This window comes from Actinosynnema sp. NPDC004786, assembly GCF_053601135.1.
The window spans coordinates 64,792-79,556 of the sequence record NZ_JBSGBG010000021.1; the positions used below are offsets into that span (position 1 = coordinate 64,792).

The 14,765-nt window shown below is 75.5% G+C and carries 16 protein-coding genes and 1 pseudogene; 6 read left to right on the plus strand and 11 right to left on the minus strand.

Features of this window, described 5'->3' with window-relative positions; genetic code table 11:
• Positions 1-4 precede the first annotated feature (4 nt).
• On the minus strand, positions 5-958 hold the full coding sequence (locus ACWEFJ_RS20375) for a cation diffusion facilitator family transporter (RefSeq protein WP_449714679.1): 954 nt from the start codon (positions 956-958) through the stop codon (positions 5-7).
• Between the two features lie 58 nt (positions 959-1,016).
• Between ACWEFJ_RS20375 and ACWEFJ_RS20380 the strand changes: the two genes are divergently transcribed.
• From ACWEFJ_RS20380 to ACWEFJ_RS20390, 3 genes are all read left to right on the plus strand, one after another.
• Positions 1,017-1,406, plus strand: coding sequence for an ArsR/SmtB family transcription factor (locus tag ACWEFJ_RS20380; protein ID WP_378088631.1), 390 nt, complete (start codon positions 1,017-1,019; stop codon positions 1,404-1,406).
• A gap of 147 nt (positions 1,407-1,553) precedes the next feature.
• Complete coding sequence (locus ACWEFJ_RS20385) at positions 1,554-1,733, plus strand: hypothetical protein (protein ID WP_053717557.1); 180 nt, start codon at positions 1,554-1,556, stop codon at positions 1,731-1,733.
• Between the two features lie 113 nt (positions 1,734-1,846).
• Entirely contained in the window at positions 1,847-2,851 is a 1,005-nt protein-coding gene (locus ACWEFJ_RS20390; protein ID WP_449714680.1) for a GNAT family N-acetyltransferase, read from the plus strand.
• 30 nt (positions 2,852-2,881) lie between these two features.
• Here the strand turns inward: ACWEFJ_RS20390 and ACWEFJ_RS20395 are convergent, their stop codons facing one another.
• The 6 genes from ACWEFJ_RS20395 to ACWEFJ_RS20420 form a co-directional block, all read right to left on the minus strand.
• A complete protein-coding gene (locus ACWEFJ_RS20395) occupies positions 2,882-3,238 on the minus strand; it encodes a DUF6292 family protein (RefSeq protein ID WP_378088636.1) in 357 nt (118 codons plus the stop codon).
• A gap of 98 nt (positions 3,239-3,336) precedes the next feature.
• Positions 3,337-4,944 carry a tannase/feruloyl esterase family alpha/beta hydrolase gene (locus ACWEFJ_RS20400; RefSeq protein WP_449714681.1) on the minus strand — a complete coding sequence of 536 codons (1,608 nt, stop codon included), beginning with the start codon at positions 4,942-4,944 and terminating at the stop codon, positions 3,337-3,339.
• A 67-nt stretch (positions 4,945-5,011) separates the two neighbouring features.
• Positions 5,012-5,542, minus strand: a complete 531-nt coding sequence (locus ACWEFJ_RS20405; protein ID WP_449714682.1) for a hypothetical protein — start codon at positions 5,540-5,542, stop codon at positions 5,012-5,014.
• Between the two features lie 146 nt (positions 5,543-5,688).
• Positions 5,689-6,543, minus strand: a complete 855-nt coding sequence (locus ACWEFJ_RS20410; RefSeq protein ID WP_378088642.1) for an NAD(P)-dependent oxidoreductase — start codon at positions 6,541-6,543, stop codon at positions 5,689-5,691.
• 34 nt (positions 6,544-6,577) lie between these two features.
• Complete coding sequence (locus tag ACWEFJ_RS20415; protein WP_449714683.1) at positions 6,578-8,068, minus strand: amidase; 1,491 nt, start codon at positions 8,066-8,068, stop codon at positions 6,578-6,580.
• Positions 8,069-8,169: 101 nt separating this feature from the next.
• A complete protein-coding gene (locus ACWEFJ_RS20420) occupies positions 8,170-8,328 on the minus strand; it encodes a hypothetical protein (RefSeq protein WP_378088644.1) in 159 nt (52 codons plus the stop codon).
• Positions 8,329-8,345: 17 nt separating this feature from the next.
• Here ACWEFJ_RS20420 and ACWEFJ_RS20425 point away from each other — a divergent pair, with 17 nt between their 5' ends.
• Positions 8,346-8,987 carry a hypothetical protein gene (locus ACWEFJ_RS20425; RefSeq protein WP_449714684.1) on the plus strand — a complete coding sequence of 214 codons (642 nt, stop codon included), beginning with the start codon at positions 8,346-8,348 and terminating at the stop codon, positions 8,985-8,987.
• 41 nt (positions 8,988-9,028) lie between these two features.
• Positions 9,029-9,961, plus strand: coding sequence for a hypothetical protein (locus ACWEFJ_RS20430; RefSeq protein ID WP_449714685.1), 933 nt, complete (start codon positions 9,029-9,031; stop codon positions 9,959-9,961).
• 89 nt (positions 9,962-10,050) lie between these two features.
• Here the strand turns inward: ACWEFJ_RS20430 and ACWEFJ_RS20435 are convergent.
• Positions 10,051-10,706 (minus strand): annotated as a pseudogene (locus ACWEFJ_RS20435) (ATP-binding cassette domain-containing protein).
• A gap of 171 nt (positions 10,707-10,877) precedes the next feature.
• Here ACWEFJ_RS20435 and ACWEFJ_RS20440 point away from each other — a divergent pair.
• Positions 10,878-11,573: a MerR family transcriptional regulator gene (locus tag ACWEFJ_RS20440; protein ID WP_449714686.1), complete on the plus strand. Its 696-nt coding sequence runs from the start codon at positions 10,878-10,880 to the stop codon at positions 11,571-11,573.
• Here the strand turns inward: ACWEFJ_RS20440 and ACWEFJ_RS20445 are convergent.
• From ACWEFJ_RS20445 to ACWEFJ_RS20455, 3 genes are read right to left on the minus strand one after another with little or no spacing between them, the layout of a single operon-like run.
• Complete coding sequence (locus tag ACWEFJ_RS20445) at positions 11,549-12,199, minus strand: response regulator (RefSeq protein WP_378088655.1); 651 nt, start codon at positions 12,197-12,199, stop codon at positions 11,549-11,551. The genes ACWEFJ_RS20440 and ACWEFJ_RS20445 overlap by 25 nt on opposite strands.
• On the minus strand, positions 12,196-13,323 hold the full coding sequence (locus tag ACWEFJ_RS20450; RefSeq protein WP_449714687.1) for a sensor histidine kinase: 1,128 nt from the start codon (positions 13,321-13,323) through the stop codon (positions 12,196-12,198). Before ACWEFJ_RS20450 ends, ACWEFJ_RS20445 begins: the two co-directional genes overlap by 4 nt.
• Before the next feature lie 10 nt (positions 13,324-13,333).
• Positions 13,334-14,758 (minus strand): serine hydrolase domain-containing protein, encoded by a 1,425-nt coding sequence (locus ACWEFJ_RS20455; protein WP_449714688.1) that lies wholly within the window; start codon positions 14,756-14,758, stop codon positions 13,334-13,336.
• Between the last annotated feature and the right edge of the window lie 7 nt (positions 14,759-14,765).

The following is a 14,765-nucleotide window of genomic DNA, read 5'->3' on the forward strand; positions in this document are numbered from 1 at the left end:
TGGGTCAGGCCGGGGTGGGGGCGGGCTCGGTGTGGACGGTGACGGAGGCCAGGCGGGGGACGGCGCGCAGCAGGTGGCGTTCGACGTCGTGCGCGATGCGGTGCCCCTGCTCGACGCTCAGCGCCGCGTCCACCGCGATCGCCAGCTCGGCCCGCAGCACGTGGCCGGTCCAGCGCATTCGCACCCGGTCGGCCCGCACGACGCCCGCGACCTGGGCGGCGGCTTGTTCGGCCAGGTCGACGGAGGCCGGGTCGACCGCGTCGAGCAGGCGGCCGAACACCTCGGCCGCCGCGTCGCGCAGGACGAACAGGATGGCGACGGTCATGCCCAGGCCGACCAACGGGTCGGCGGCGGGGAAGCCCAGGGCGACGCCCACGCCGCCCAGGACGACCGCCAGTGACGTGAAGCCGTCCGTGCGGGCGTGCAGGCCGTCGGCGACGAGGGCGGCCGATCCGATTTCGCGGCCCACGCGCATGCGGTAGCGGGCGACCAGTTCGTTGCCCACGAAGCCGATCGCGCCGGCCGACGCGACGAGCCACAGGTGGCGCACCGGTTGGGGGTCGAGCAGGCCGCGCACCGACTCGTACCCCGCGTAGACCGCAGAGGCGGCGATCACCAGCACGATCACGACGCCGGCCAGGTCCTCCGCCCGCCCCAGCCCGTAGGTGAACCGGCGGGACGCGGCGCGGCGGCCCAGCACGAACGCGATGGCCAGGGGGACCGAGGTCAGGGCGTCGGCGAAGTTGTGCACGGTGTCGCCCAGCAGGGCGACCGAACCGGTGATCAGCACCAGCGCGGCCTGGGCGACGGCCGTCGCGAGCAGGGCGACGAACGACACGACGAGTGCCCGCACCCCGCGGCGGCTGGTCTCCAGCGCGGTGTCGATGCGGTCGGCCGCGCGATGTCCGTGCCCATGGCCGTGACCATGCCCGTGCCCGTGCCCGCCTGCTTTGCTCATCACGGCTGTCACCATACCTGCGCAGTCACGCAGATACGCAACCAAGTAGGCTGAACCCATGCACACCGCGCTGCCGGACTTCGACATGCCCAACGACGAGCAGGTCCACCTGGCGGCCGAGTCGTTCCGCCTCCTGGCCGACCCGACCCGGATCAAGGTCCTCTGGGCCCTGCTCCAGGGCGAGTCCTCCGTCGCCTGCCTCGCCGAACTGGCGGGCGCGGCGCCGACCGCGGTCAGCCAGCACCTGGCCAAGCTCCGCCTCGCCGGTCTGGTGAAGGGCCGCCGCGAGGGCACGTTCGTCTACTACTCCGCGGCCAACGACCACGTCCGGTCCCTGCTCGCCCAAGCGCTCTTCCACGCCGACCACGTCGACCGCGACCTCCCGCCGGCGGAGGACGCCGAGCAGGAGGTCGCGCACCACAGGCGCCAGGCGAACCGGAGGCGTTGACCCGCCGCGAGGGGATCGCGGCCGTTTCACCCTTACGTCGCAACGATTTTGGCATATCAGTGCAGCTCAACGGGTATCCGAAGCTCCCCACCGGTTCGACGAGGAGCAGGATCATGGGCATCACCACCCTTGGCCACGGGAGGCGTGATGGCGCAGTCGCGTGACCTGATCGACATCCGCAGCGGAGACCTCTTCCACCAGCCCGTCCCCTACGGCCTGGTGTACCCGACGTGCACCGCGGACGGCGAAGCGCCGCCCAGCCAACGCGGCCGCACGTGGGAACACCTCACCGCGTCCGGCCGCGTGCTGCAACCGGTCTCCCGGTGAAGCGCGGCAGCAGTCCCCCGACGGGGCCGCAGGCGACCGCCTGCGGCCCCGTTCCCGTCACGCGCACCGCGCTCGGCCGATAACGTCACGCCCCGGAGCGAAGGGGGCGCGACGTGATCCTCGAACCGTTCGACCCGTGGCGGGCCGACGAGGCGGACCTGGCGGGATACCACCGGGTCATGCGGGACAGCCTGGCGGTGGACGAGCCGGGCGAACCGGCGCCGACGTTCGAGGACGTGGTGGCACGGTTGCGCAACCCGTTCCCCGGTGTCGGCCCGGCGGGTTTCTGGGTGGTGCGCGACGGCGGTCGGATCGTCGCGTACGCGTACGCGCGGTTCCCCGAGGACGAGAACAGCCACATCGCGGTGGCGACGGTGGTCGTGCACCCGGAGTCACGTCGTCGGGGCGTCGCCACGCGGGCGCTCCGCGCGCTGCTGCCGGAACTGCGGCGGCGCGGGCGCACGGTGATCGAGGACTGGCGGCTCGTGGAGGGCGCGGTGAGCGCCGAGTGGGCCCGCCGGCTGGGCTTCAGGACCGTGCGCGCGGTCGTCTCGATGTCGATGGAGGTCGCCGACGCGGACCGGTCGCGGTGGCCGGTCGGCCTGCCGCCGGGCTACCGGGTCGTCCGGTGGTCGAACGAGACGCCCGAGGAGGTCGTCGCGTCCTACGCCGCCGCGCGCAGCGCGATCCACGACGCCCCGATGGGCACGACCGAGTTCGTCAATCCACAGTGGACTGTCGAGCGGATCCGGCGGAGCGAGGCGGGGTTCCGGGACGACGGGGTCGAGCAGCGGGTGGTGGCGGCCGTGCACGAGGCCACCGGCGAGGTCGTGGGGCTGACCGAGGTGGTGGTGTTGCCGCGCGACCCGGGCACGGCGCACCAGGGCGACACGGCGGTGCTCGCCGCGCACCGGGGTCGCGGACTGGGCCTGGGGTTGAAGGGCGTGATGGCGCACTGGCTGGTGGAGGACCACCCGGCCCTGGAGCGGACGCGCAGCTTCACGCACGTGGACAACGAGCACATGATCCGGGTCAACCACCGGCTCGGCATGGTCACGGAGCGCACCGAGTTGGTGGTCGCGCACGACATCGACGCCCTCATCGCCAGGATGGGATGACCGACGCGGTCAGCCGGACGGGGCGCGGGGTCAGCCGGCGGCGAGGAGCCGGTGGTCGTCGTGCACGAGGCCGAGGCCGTCCACCCACCGCGCCACGGCGGCCGGGTCGGGGCGGACCGGGCCGCGCAGCCGGGCCAGCACGAACGGCGGTTCGGCGCTGTCGCTCTCCACGGCGAGCGACCAGCCGCGGGCCTCGTCCCACAGCAGGGCCACGTCGCGGTCGGCGAACCCGGGCAGGTGGCCGTCGAGCGCGAGGTACGCGCCGAGCCCGCTGCCGTGGTTCTGCAGGCAGGAGGACTCGCCGCTGAGGCCGAGGGCGCGGGTCACCCGCGAGACGTAGGACAGCACCGCGCGCACCGCGTTGTCGTCATCGAACTCCCAGTCCACCTCGCACCACCGTCCGCCCCCGTAGTTGTCGTGACCTGGGGGTAACCCGATCGCGTGATTTCGAAACCCGAACGTTCGGATTGTTGGATCCGCGCAGGTCAGGGCGCTACCGGGCCGGGTTCGCGGTGCAGGGTGACGCCGAGCCAGTCGACCGAGTCCCGGGTCGGCCCGGCGGGTGGGGCGGCGACGAAGTTGGCCGCGTCGTCGACGCTGCCGGTCCCGTCGTAACGGGCGGTCAGCGGGTACGGGAACACCGGCCGGGTGCGGACCACGCGTCCCCCGGCGTCGCGGCCGGTGGCGATGATCCGGTCGGGTGCGACGCCGTCCTCGACCCACGCGAGGAGGTCGCGGATCGGGTCGACGCCGGTGAGCCGGTCCCCTCCGCCGCAGTGGTGCAGGCCCGGGACCATGAACACCCGCGCCCAGGAGCGGAGGTCGCGGTCGCGTCGTCCCAGCCGTTCGTAGTAGTCCAGCAGGGCGCGCGGCGGGACGCCCTCGTCGGCCCAGCCGTGCCAGAGGAGCAGCTTGCCGCCCGCGTCCCGGAACTCGTCCAGGTCGAGGCTCATGGCGTTGCCGCGCACGCCCTCGACGTTGACGCGGGCGAACTCCTCGGCGGTGAGCCCGACGTCGGCCAGCGACGAGCCGGGCTCGCCGATCGGGTAGGCGAGGTTGGCCAGGTAGTGGTCGGCGAGCAGCGCGGACACGGAGTCGTGGGCGGTGGGCGCGATCCAGCTCCGCCAGCCCAGCTCGGAGCCGCGTTCCTGGCCGGCCGGGTAGAGCCGGCGGCCGGCGGGGTCGCGGGGTCCGGCGTAGAGGCGGCGCACGACGTCGAGCTGCGCAGGGGTGAGGCAGTCCTCGACGCCGGGCGCGCAGCGCAGCGGTTCGGGGTCGTAGTCGCACCGGCGCGGGTCCTCGATGAGGCCGTCCACCAGGCCGTCGATGCGGTCGCAGTGCCGCACGACGGCGGCGTGCAGCAGCGGGAGCCGGTCGGCGGTGAGCACGGGCCGGCCGTCCGCGCCGAGGTTGGTGCGGGCGAGCCACGCCTGGTAGAGCACGAGCGGGCTGTGGTAGTTGGCGGGCGCGCCCGCGATGACGCCGTCGAAGTCGTGCGGGTACCGCTGGGCCAGCAGCAGCCCTTCGCGGCCGCCGTTGGAGCAGCCCGTGAAGTAGGAGAACGCGGGCGGCTCGCCGTAGAACGCCTCGATGACGCGCTTGGCGGCCAGGGAGACCACGTGCGGCGCGCGGAACGCGAAGTCGTCGCGGGCGGCCTGGTCGTCGGCGGCCCACCGGGTGTCGGCCGACCGCACCGCGCCGCGCCCGACGTGCCCGTCGTCGGTGGTGGCGACCGCGAGGCCGCCGATCTCCGGGCCGCAGTCGGGGAACCCGGGCGTGGTCAGCTCGCCGCAGAACCCGCCGCAGCCGTACTGGAGGTAGCGGCCGGTGTAGGTGGTGGTGGGCAGCTTGAGGTGGAACCGGACCGCCGGCTCGACGTACCCGAGCACGGCGCAGTGCGCGCGTTCGACGCCGTCGGGCACCGGCTCGGCCTGCGTGACGTGCGCGCGGGTGCCGGGCAGCTCGTAGCGGCCCACCAGGTCCGAGCACTCGGCCACGGGCCGGTTCGGTCCACCCTCCTCGGCCGGCGAGGCGGCGATGATCGCGGCCAGCAGGGCGGCGACCAGCCCGAGGGCCACAACCCACCGGAACACGCGCACCTCCTCCGCGCCCATTCTGCCGATCCGGGTCGGGCGGTCGGGGCCGCGGGGTGGTGTCGGGTCAGGGACGCGGTGTGCGGACGGCGACTGCGGCGAGGTCGTCCAGGTACCCGGCGGTGAACCCGCCGGCGACGTTCTCCGCCTCGGCGATCACCACGGTGGCGCCGTCGACCAGGTCGGAGTCGTAGTTGTGGGCGGTGAACGGCACGTCGGCGATCCGCAGCAGCGAGCCGGGCAGCGGGGTGATGTCGCCGGTGCCGTGGATGTCCTCGACCCGTTTGAACTCGCGCGCCCGGTCGCGGTCGGCGAACTCGACCCAGGCGAGGAACACGACGGCCGTGCTGCCCCGGTCGTCGGTGACGGTGAGGAGCATCCGGTCGAGCGCGACGCACGGCGCGGCCTTCAGCAGCTCCTGCACCCGGCCGAACGAGTGGGACACGCACTCGGCGTCCTCCCGGGTCGCCCGGTCGACCACCCGCAGGCCCTCGTCGCGCCACAGCTCGTCCGGGTCCGCGGGCGCGGCCAGGCCGCCCGCGCCGAAGGCCACCACGCCGGCCACGGCGGCGGCCGCGATCACCCCGCCCGCTCCCACGCGTCGCCACCTCCACCGCCGAACCCGTACCGGTCACCCACTGGTACCCGGTTCGACGGTAACTCCCACCCGGGGAAGCGGACAGGGTTCGGCGCGGCACCGGGACGACGGGTGATCGCCGGAACGGGCGGCGACCCGGGGCCGGGCTACGAGCGGAAGGCCGTGACGACCGCCGCCATGTCCACGCCGCCGCCGACCCGTTCCGCGGCCTCCCGGTACTGCCCGTTCAGCACGCGCATCAGCCGGTCGTCGGTGCCCGCCTCGGCCATCGCCGCGACGATCAGCTCGCTGTCCTTGACCGCGCCGTCCAGCCCGAACGACGGCGGGAACTCGCCGTCGATCATGGACCGCCCCTTGACCTGCGCGTACGTGCTGTCGACCGGGCCGCCGGCGATGGCCTCCAGGAACGCGTCCGGGTCCAGGCCCAGGCCGCGGGCCAGGGCCACGGCCTGCGCGGTCGCGGCGGTGATCGACAGCACCCACGAGTTCGCCGCCAGCTTGAGCCGCTGGCCGTCGCCGGGCCGCTCCCCCGCCCACACGGTGCGGATGGCGAGGGCGTCGAACACCGGCGTGACGAACTCGCGCAGCTCGACCGGCCCGGCCGCCAGGACCGTGAGCCTGCCCTGCTCGGCCGGCGCGCGGGTGCCGAGGACGGGCGCGTCGACGTACGGCACGCCGTGCGTGGCGGCCAGCTCGGCCAGGTGGCCGGTGCCCTCCAGCCCGACCGTGCCGCACTGCGCCCACACCGCGCCGTCCTCGACCGACGGCAGCGCCTCGGCCATCACCCCGGCGGTGGAGTCGGCGTCGAACAGCATCGTGATGACGACGTCCGCGCCGACGACGGCGCTCTTGGGGTCCTCGGCGACCACCGCGCCCTCGTCGGCGAGCGGGCGCGCCTTGGCGACGCTGCGGTTCCACACCACGACGTCCAGCTTGGCCCGCAGCAGGCTCCGCGCCATGCCGGCGCCCATCAGACCCGTTCCCAACACCACCACGCGCATGGGCTCAAGATTCCACCACGGGCGGCGGACCGCATCACGAAGGCAGGTAGCGCGGCGCCCGGCGGGCGTCGGCGGCGCGCTCGAACGCGGCGGCGACGCGCAGCACCTCGGCGTCCCGCCCGTGGCCCGCCATGAACGACACGCCGATCGGCAGCGGCCCGGCGAACCCGGCCGGGACGGTGGCGTTCGGGTAGCCGGCCACGGCGGCGGGGGTCGAGGAGCCGAGCAGGTAGTCGTCGCCGTCGCCGTAGTCGGTCCGCCACGCCGGGCCGTTGGTCGGGGCCATGACGACGTCGAGCCGGTGGGTCGCGAGCACCTCGTCGATCGACCGGCGGGCCAGGTCGGTGGCGGTGCGGCGCTGTTCCCGGTAGGCGGGGTCGGTGAGCGGCGGCGCCTGCTCGGCCTCGAGGAGGATCTCCTGGCCGAACCGGCTCAGCTCGACCGGGTCGGCCTCGTTGAACGAGATCAGCTCGGTGATCGTCCGGGGCGCGCCGGGCCGGGTCCGCAGGTACCGCTCCAGGTCGTGCTTGAACTCGGCGACCAGCGCCGGGAACTCGGCCGCCTCCACCCGGGCCTGGTAGGGCAGCTCCACGTCGACCACGGTCGCGCCGGACCGCCGCAGCACCTCGACCGCGGACTCCACGACCCGGTCCACGTCGGCGTCGAGGCCCGCCTTGCGCCACACGCCGATCCGCTTGCCGCGCACGGACGCGGTGTCGAGGCCCGCGGCGTGGTCCGCGCCCCCGCCCTCCAGCGCGGACATCAGGATCGCGGCGTCCACCACGTGCCGCGCCATCGGGCCCGCGGTGTCCTGCCGGGACGAGATCGGCACGATCCCGTCGCCGCCGACCCGGCCGAGGGTGGGCTTGAGGCCGACCACGCCGTTCTGCCCGGCGGGGCACACGATCGACCCGTCGGTCTCGGTGCCGACGGCGACCTGCGCCAAGGACGCCGCCACCGCCGCGCCCGAGCCGGACGACGAGCCGCACGGGTTGCGGTCGAGCACGTGCGGGTTGTGGGTCTGCCCGCCCACCGCCGACCAGCCGGAGGTGGAGGACGTGGAGCGGAAGTTGGCCCACTCCGACAGGTTCGTCTTGCCGAGCAGCACCGCGCCGGCGGCACGCAGGCGGCGCACCAGCGCGGCGTCGTCGCGGGGCGGCACGAGCAGGGCGCGCGATCCCGCCGTGGCGCCCATGGTCCGGGTGTCGATGTTGTCCTTGAGCAGCACCGGGATGCCCTCCATCAGCCCTTTCGCCCGGCCTTGCCGACGCCGCCGGTCGCTCTCCTCGGCCTGGGCGAGCGCGTCGGGGTTCACCGCGACCACGGACCGGACCAGCGGGTCCACGGTCCGGATGCGGTGCAGGTAGGCGCGGGTCAGGTCCACCGCGGTGAGCGTGCCGTCGGCCAGCCGGCGCTGGAGCTGCGGGATGGTGGCCGCGTCGAGGTCGCCGACCGGTCGGGAGCGGGCGTGGGCCGGCGGTGCGACGACGAGCACGCACAGCAGGGCCGTGAGCAGGGTGCGCATGGGCTCACCACAGTCGCGCGCCGGGTCGTGGTCAACCCGCCGTTGGTCGGCCGCGTCGACTCGTACCGGGTCGGGCGATCCCCGTTCGGGGTCCGGTCGGCTCACCCGTCGGCGGACGCCTGCCGGACCCGGGCGTGCAGCCGTTCGCGGATCTCGTCGGGGGTGTAGGCGCGGCGCTTGCGCTCCGCGCGGGCGATCACCACGCCGGTCGCGGCGACGCCCGCGACACCGGCCAGACCGAGGAGCTTCCACCAGCGCACGTGCCTAGGCTACCGGGATGGCGGGAACGAAGATCGGTCTGGACGAGGCGGTCGAACTCACCCGAACCGGCGACGTGTGGCTGTTCCGCGGCCAGTCGGTGGCCGACCGCGCGATCCGGGTCACCACGAACAGCCCGGTCAACCACGTGGGCATGACCATCGCGGTGGAGGACCTGCCGCCGCTGATGTGGCACGCCGAGCTGGGCCGCTCCCTGCCGGACGTGTGGACCGGCACGCACCACCGGGGCGTGCAGCTGCACGACCTGCGGGACGCGGTGCTGGTGTGGGCGCGCCGGTACGGGCAGCGGGCGTGGCTGCGGCAGCTCGACCGGCCGACCACCCGGGAGGAGGACGACGCCGCGCTCCGGGCGGTGGCGCGGCTGAACGGCACCCCGTTCCCGTCCACGGCGCGGCTCGCCACGAGGTGGCTGCGCGGCCGGCTGCCGACCCCGCGCAAGACCTCGGACGCCGCGCTGGAGACCGCGTACTGCGCGGAGGTCGTCGCGGTGACCTACGAGGCGATGGGTCTGCTGCCCGCCGGCCGCCGGGCGAACTGGTACGACCCGGGCCGGTTCTGGAGCGGCGACGAGCTGGACCTGCTGGGCGGGGCCCGGCTGGGCGAGGAGATCGCGGTGGAGATCCCGGCCGGGATCACGTGAACCGGCCGTGCCGGGCGCGGGACCGCCCTACCATGCGAGCGGTGATCACCCGTTCAGGTTTGGCGCTGGTGGCGGTCCTGCTGGCCGGTTGCGCGCCCGCGGCGGACGTGCCCGAGCCGCGGCCGGGGACCGGGCTCCTGGGCGCGCTCGCGCTCGTGCGGGCCACCGACGAGTCGGCCGTGCTGGTCGAGTACGGCGACGTGGCGGCGGTGCGGGCGCTGCTGGCCCGGGACGCCGACCGCTTCGGCGCGTTGCGCGGCTACGGCTACTCGGGCCTGGCCGGGCACGGGCACGTGCTGCCCGACCTCGTCGGGTTCGACCCGGCGCAGGCGGCCACGGCGTTGCGGGTCGGGCAACCGCCGGCGTGGGCCGCCGTGCTGCGGATGGACGTCGACGTGGCCGCCGTGGACGGCAAGCTCGCCGCGCTCGGGGGCCGCCGCGCCGACTCGGGCACCTGGATCACCGCGGCGGACGACGAGCTGGACCCGACCGGCCCGCTCGCGGAGGCCGGGATCGTGACCGGGTTCCAGCGGGTGCGGGTGGAGGCGGGCTCGGTGAGCCACGCGCCCAACGCCGAGTCGCTGGCCTGGGTCACCGAGCCGCCGGACGGGAAGTCCCTGGCGGCGGACCCGATGGTCGGCGAGCTGGCCCGCTGCCTGGGCGAGGTGTCGGCGGCGTTGATCGGCCGGCCGAGGAGCGGGCTGCCGCTGGCGGCGGGCGTGCGCACGACCCCGGACGGCGGGACCACCGAGGTCGTGTGCGTGCCCGACGAGAACCCCAACGCGCTCATGGACCTGGTGCGCACCAACCTGGAGACCGCGCCCTGGTCCGGGCTGCTGCCCGGGGCGTCGGTCGAGCGGCCCGACGACCAGACCGGCCTGGTGCGGGTGCTCGCGCCGACCCCGCCGGACGCCCGCGCGGGCCGGGTGCTGACGGCGTTCCAGCGGGGCGAGCTGCCCGGTCTGGCCGGCTGACGGCGTTCCGGCGCGGCGAACCGCCCGACCTGATCTGCCGACGGTGTTCCAGCGGGGCGAATTGCCCGACCTGGCCGCTGACGGCCGGTTCAGTCGAGCCGCTGCGCCGCCCGCGCGCGACGGGCCGCGACCGCCGACCCCGACTCGCGCCGCGCCATGCGGCGCAGCACCGCCGGCGCGACCAGGAACCCCGCCACGGCCCACGCGCCCAGCACCAGCGCCGTCTCCGCGTGCCGCCACGACCCGGCGACCTCGGCCGCGGCCACCGCGTCAGGAACGCGCGCCGCGGGGTCGAAGCCCACCGTCGGCTCGTCCAGGAACAGCAGGTCCGGGTGCCCGACCAGGCCGACCGCGACGTCCACCCGACGCCGCTGCCCGCCGGACAGCGTCCCGAGCCGCGCGAGGGCCCGGTCGGCGAGGCCGATCAGCTCGTCGGGGTCGAACACCCGCTCCCGGTAGGGGCGGTGGAGCAGGCCAGGTAGGACAGCAGCTCGCGGGCCCGCCACCGGCCGTGGTCGCGCCACGACTGCAGCACCACGCCGAGCCTGGCCCGCCACGCCTCGTCACCGCGGTCCGGGCCGACGCCGAGGACCCGCACGTCGCCCGCCGAACGCCGGCGGAAGTCCTCCAGGACCTCGACGGTGGTGGTCTTGCCCGCGCCGTTGGGGCCGAGCAGCGCCACCACCTCGCCGGGTCCGACGGTCAGGTCCACCCCTCGGAGCACGTCGGTGGGGCCGTACCGCATGCGCAGGCCGCGCACGTGCACCGCGAGCGGTTCCCGCTGGTTGTCACCGGTTTCATGGCTTCAACCGTATCGTTGAAGTTCTTGGTTGAAGGTTGTGCCGACCGACCGCAGGCCAGGTCCGTGGAGGTTCCGGGTAACCTTCAAACACCCGGTGAACGTGGAGGCTTCGCGGTGGGACTTCGCCCGGTCGACCTGGCCCGCGCGGCGGGCATCTCGGCCCAGCAGGTGCGCAACTACCTCGACGCCGGGGTGCTGCCGCCGGCCGAGCGGTCCCCGGCCGGGTACCGGCGGTTCGACGAGCGGCACCGGCAGGCGTTGACGACCTACCGCGCGCTCGGCCGCGGCTACGGGTGGGACGCCGCCAAGGCGATCATGCGCGCCGTCCACGCCCGGTCGCCGGACGTGGCGCTGGCGCGGGTGGACGCCGAGCACGCCGCCGCGCACGAGCAGCGGCTGGCGCTGCGGGCGACGGCCGAGGCGTTGGAGGCGGTGGCCGGGCACCCGCCGGACACCGTGCCGCGCGCCGGGCTGCGGGTCGGCGAGCTGGCGGCCCGGCTGGGCGTGCGGCCGTCCGCGCTGCGGGTGTGGGAGGCGGCGGGGCTGCTGCTGCCCGGCCGCGACACCGACGGGTACCGCCGGTTCGGCCCGACCGACGTGCGGGACGCGCGCCTGGTCGCCATGCTGCGGCAGAGCCGCTACCCGCTGCCGTCGATCAAGCCGATCATGGACGAGTTCCGCAGCTCGGGCGGCGCGGAGGCGTTGCGCGCGGCCGTCGCCGCGCGCGAGGCCGACCTGGGCCGGCGGGCGAGGGCGATGCTGGAAGCCGCCGCCGCCCTGCACGGCTACCTGGTCAGCCCGGCCTCGTAGGCGACGATCGCGGCCTGGACCCGGTTGGCCACGCCGAGCCGCTGGAGGATCGCGCTCACGTGCGCCTTCACCGTGCCCTCGACCAGGTCGAGCCGGCGGGCGACCTCCTGGTTGGACAGCCCCTCCCCCACCAGCGCCAGCACGTCCCGCTCCCGGCCGGTCAGCGCGGCGACCCGCCGGCGGGCGTCGTCGCGGCGGGTGTGCCGCCCGTCGCGCAGGCCGGCCACGACGCGGTGGGCGATCCTCGGCGACAGGTAGGCCGCGCCGTCGGCGACCGCGCGGACGCCGATCAGCAGCTCGCGGGGGTCGGCGGCCTTGAGCAGGAAGCCGTCGGCCCCCTCGCCCAGCGCCCGTGCCACGTGCTCGTCCTCGTCGAACGTCGTCAGCACGAGCACCGCGGTCCCCGGCGCGACGCGGCGCAGCTCCGTCGCGGCGGCCAGGCCGTCCAGGCGGGGCATCCGGATGTCGAGGAGCACGACGTCCGGCCGGTGGACCAGCGCCAGCTCGACCGCCTCGCGCCCGTCGGCGGCCTCGGCGACCACTTCGATGCCCGGGTCGGTGCGCAGGATCGCCTTCACGCCGGCGCGGACCATCGCCTCGTCGTCGGCCAGCAGCACGCGGATCACGCGCCACCCCGCTCCGGGATGCGCGCCGTCACGGTGAACCGGCCGCCCGCCGCGCCCGCCGTCACCGTGCCGCCGAGCAACCGCACCCGTTCCGCCAACCCCGCCAACCCGCTGCCACCCGACACCGCCTCACCGGTCCGCCCCGCCGCCTCGCCGCCCGGCACCACCGCGTCGTCCTGCCCGACCGACCCCGCGGCCGGCCCCGCCACGACGACCTGACCTGCCGCGCCGTCCTGCCCCGCCACGACGACCTGCCCGGCCGCGCCGACCTGTCCGGCCGACGCGCCGCCGGTCGCCACCGCCCCGCCGACCGGGTTCGTCACGGTGACCAGCACCCCGTCCCGCTCCCGCCGCACCTCCGCCGTGACGGGCGCGCCGGGCGCGTGGCGGGCCGCGTTGGTCAGCGCCTCCTGCACCACCCGGTGCACCGCCCGGTCCACCAGCGGCGACAGCGGGGCGCTGTCGCCGGTCCTCGTGAGCACCACGGGCAGGCCCGCGCCGGCCGCCCGCGCCACCAGCGCCTCCACCGCCTCGTCCGGCGGGTCGAGCGGTGGAGCGCCCTCGCGCAGCACGCCGACGGTGTGCCGCAGCCGGTCCGTGGCGGTCACCGCGGACTCGCGCAGGCCGGCCGCGGCCAGGCGGGTCGGCTCCGACTCCGCGGTCAGCTCCAGCGCACCGGCGCGCAGCGCGATCAACGCCAGCTCGTGCCCGAGCGAGTCGTGCATGTCCGCCGCGATCCGGGCCCGCTCCCGCAGCCGGGCCTGCTCGGCGACCAGCTCCCGGGTCCGCTCCAACCGCGCGATCCGCTCCCGCGCCGCCTCGACCAGCTCGGCCTGCTGCCGCCGGAACCGGCCCGCGAGCCACGGCAGCGCCACCGACAGGCCCAGGCTCGCCAACGCCCCCACGCCCTCCCACAGCCGCACCGCGCCGAGGACGACCCCGACCGCCGCGACCGCGCCCAGCACCACCCCGCCCCGCCGCACGGGCAGGTGGCGGCCGTGCAGGTAGACCAGCACGGCCAGCACCGGGTACAGCACCTGCCGCCACGCCGGCAACGCGTCCGTGGCCACCCCGTTCGCCAGCCCCGCCAGCGCGAGCACCGCGAGGACCGCGCCGTTCCGCATGGCCACGACCCTAGTCCTCAGTGGACCGCAGTCGGAGCAGGCGGGCGACCGCGACCGCCGCCCCGGCCAGGGCCACCACGACGATCGTGATCGTCAAAGGCACGGCGAAGTAGGTGAGCTGCGCCCACGTGACCGCCCGGCCGTTCATCAGGACCGACACCAGGTCCGGGTAGGCGGCCAGGACCGCCGCCGGCGCCAGCAGGGGCACGAACCGCGCGACCACCCGCCACGCGGGCGTGCCCCGGCGGCGCCGCGCCCACCGGCCCGACCGCCGCACGCCGAGCACCGCGAGCCCGAGGGCCGCCGCCGCGACCAGGCCGAGCACCAGCTCGAACGCCTGCCGCCCGCCGCCGACCGGGTCCGGCTCCCGGCCCCGGGCCAGGGCGATCAGGCCGTGCAGGACGTCGTAGGTGTCGTCCTGCAACGACGCGTTGTTCGCCAGCACGGCGAACCCCTGCCCGGTGTCGGGCAGCACCGCCTGCACGGCCGAGTAGGTGAACAGGTTGCCGGGGTGCACCAGCTCCGCCACGCCGTCCGGGCCCACCCCGGGGATCCAGCCCATGGCGTAGTCGTCCACAGTGGACGACGTGTGCATGGCCCGCAGCCCCTCGGGGGACACCAGCTGCTCGCCGTGCCCGGCCTGGCTGATCAGCCACCGGCCCAGGTCGGCGGCCGTGGTGACGACCCCGCCCGCGCCGCTGGAGTCCAGGAAGCCGGGCAGCTCGGGCCGGCTCACCCAGACCCCGAACACGGAGTTGAACCCGTCGGCCGGCCGCACGTCCCCGGCCGTCACCGTGCTGCGGGTCATGCCCAGCGGCCCGAACACCCGCTCGTCCAGGTAGTCGGCGAACGTCCGGCCGCTCGCCACCTCCACCAGGCGGGCGGCCAGGTCGTAGTTCACGTTGCAGTACTCGTAGCGGGCGCCGGGGTCGGCCGCGAGCGACCCCTCGGCGAGCTTGCCCGCGTAGTCGGCCAGGGAGGTCGCGGTCTCCAGCCCCGTCACGTCGATCGTGGTGTCGGAGAAGCCCGACGTCTGGTTGAGCAGGTGCCGGACCGTCACCCCGGCGAAGCGCGGGTCGGCCATCGTGAAGCCGGGGAGCTGGTCGGCCACCGGCTCGTCCAGCGCGATCCGACCGTCCTCCACCAGCGTCATCACGGCCATGGCGGTGAACGACTTGCTGACCGACGCGATCCGCATCGGCGTGTCGGCGGTCACCGGCGCGCCCGCGGAGTCCTCGCCGTACCCGGCGGCGTGCACCACGCGGTCGCCTTCGGTCACCACCACGGACACGCCCGGCATGCCGGTGTCGTGCAGCACCCGGGCCATGTAGTCGTCGATGGAGCCCGGCGACGGCGCGGCGTGCGCGGCCGGGACCGGTGTCGGGGTCAGCAGGGCCGCGGCGGCGACCAGGGCCGTGATCAGGGCGTTCCTCATGCGGCAA

Excerpts from the sequence above, each read along its gene's own strand:
- ACWEFJ_RS20375 (WP_449714679.1), bottom strand. The coding sequence starts at position 958 with ATGAGCAAAGCAGGCGGGCACGGGCACGGGCATGGTCACGGCCATGGG.
- ACWEFJ_RS20380 (WP_378088631.1), top strand. The coding sequence starts at position 1,017 with ATGCACACCGCGCTGCCGGACTTCGACATGCCCAACGACGAGCAGGTC.
- ACWEFJ_RS20385 (WP_053717557.1), top strand. The coding sequence starts at position 1,554 with ATGGCGCAGTCGCGTGACCTGATCGACATCCGCAGCGGAGACCTCTTC.
- ACWEFJ_RS20410 (WP_378088642.1), bottom strand. The coding sequence starts at position 6,543 with ATGCGCGTGGTGGTGTTGGGAACGGGTCTGATGGGCGCCGGCATGGCG.
- ACWEFJ_RS20415 (WP_449714683.1), bottom strand. The coding sequence starts at position 8,068 with ATGCGCACCCTGCTCACGGCCCTGCTGTGCGTGCTCGTCGTCGCACCG.
- ACWEFJ_RS20425 (WP_449714684.1), top strand. The coding sequence starts at position 8,346 with ATGGCGGGAACGAAGATCGGTCTGGACGAGGCGGTCGAACTCACCCGA.
- ACWEFJ_RS20450 (WP_449714687.1), bottom strand. The coding sequence starts at position 13,323 with ATGCGGAACGGCGCGGTCCTCGCGGTGCTCGCGCTGGCGGGGCTGGCG.
- ACWEFJ_RS20455 (WP_449714688.1), bottom strand. The coding sequence starts at position 14,758 with ATGAGGAACGCCCTGATCACGGCCCTGGTCGCCGCCGCGGCCCTGCTG.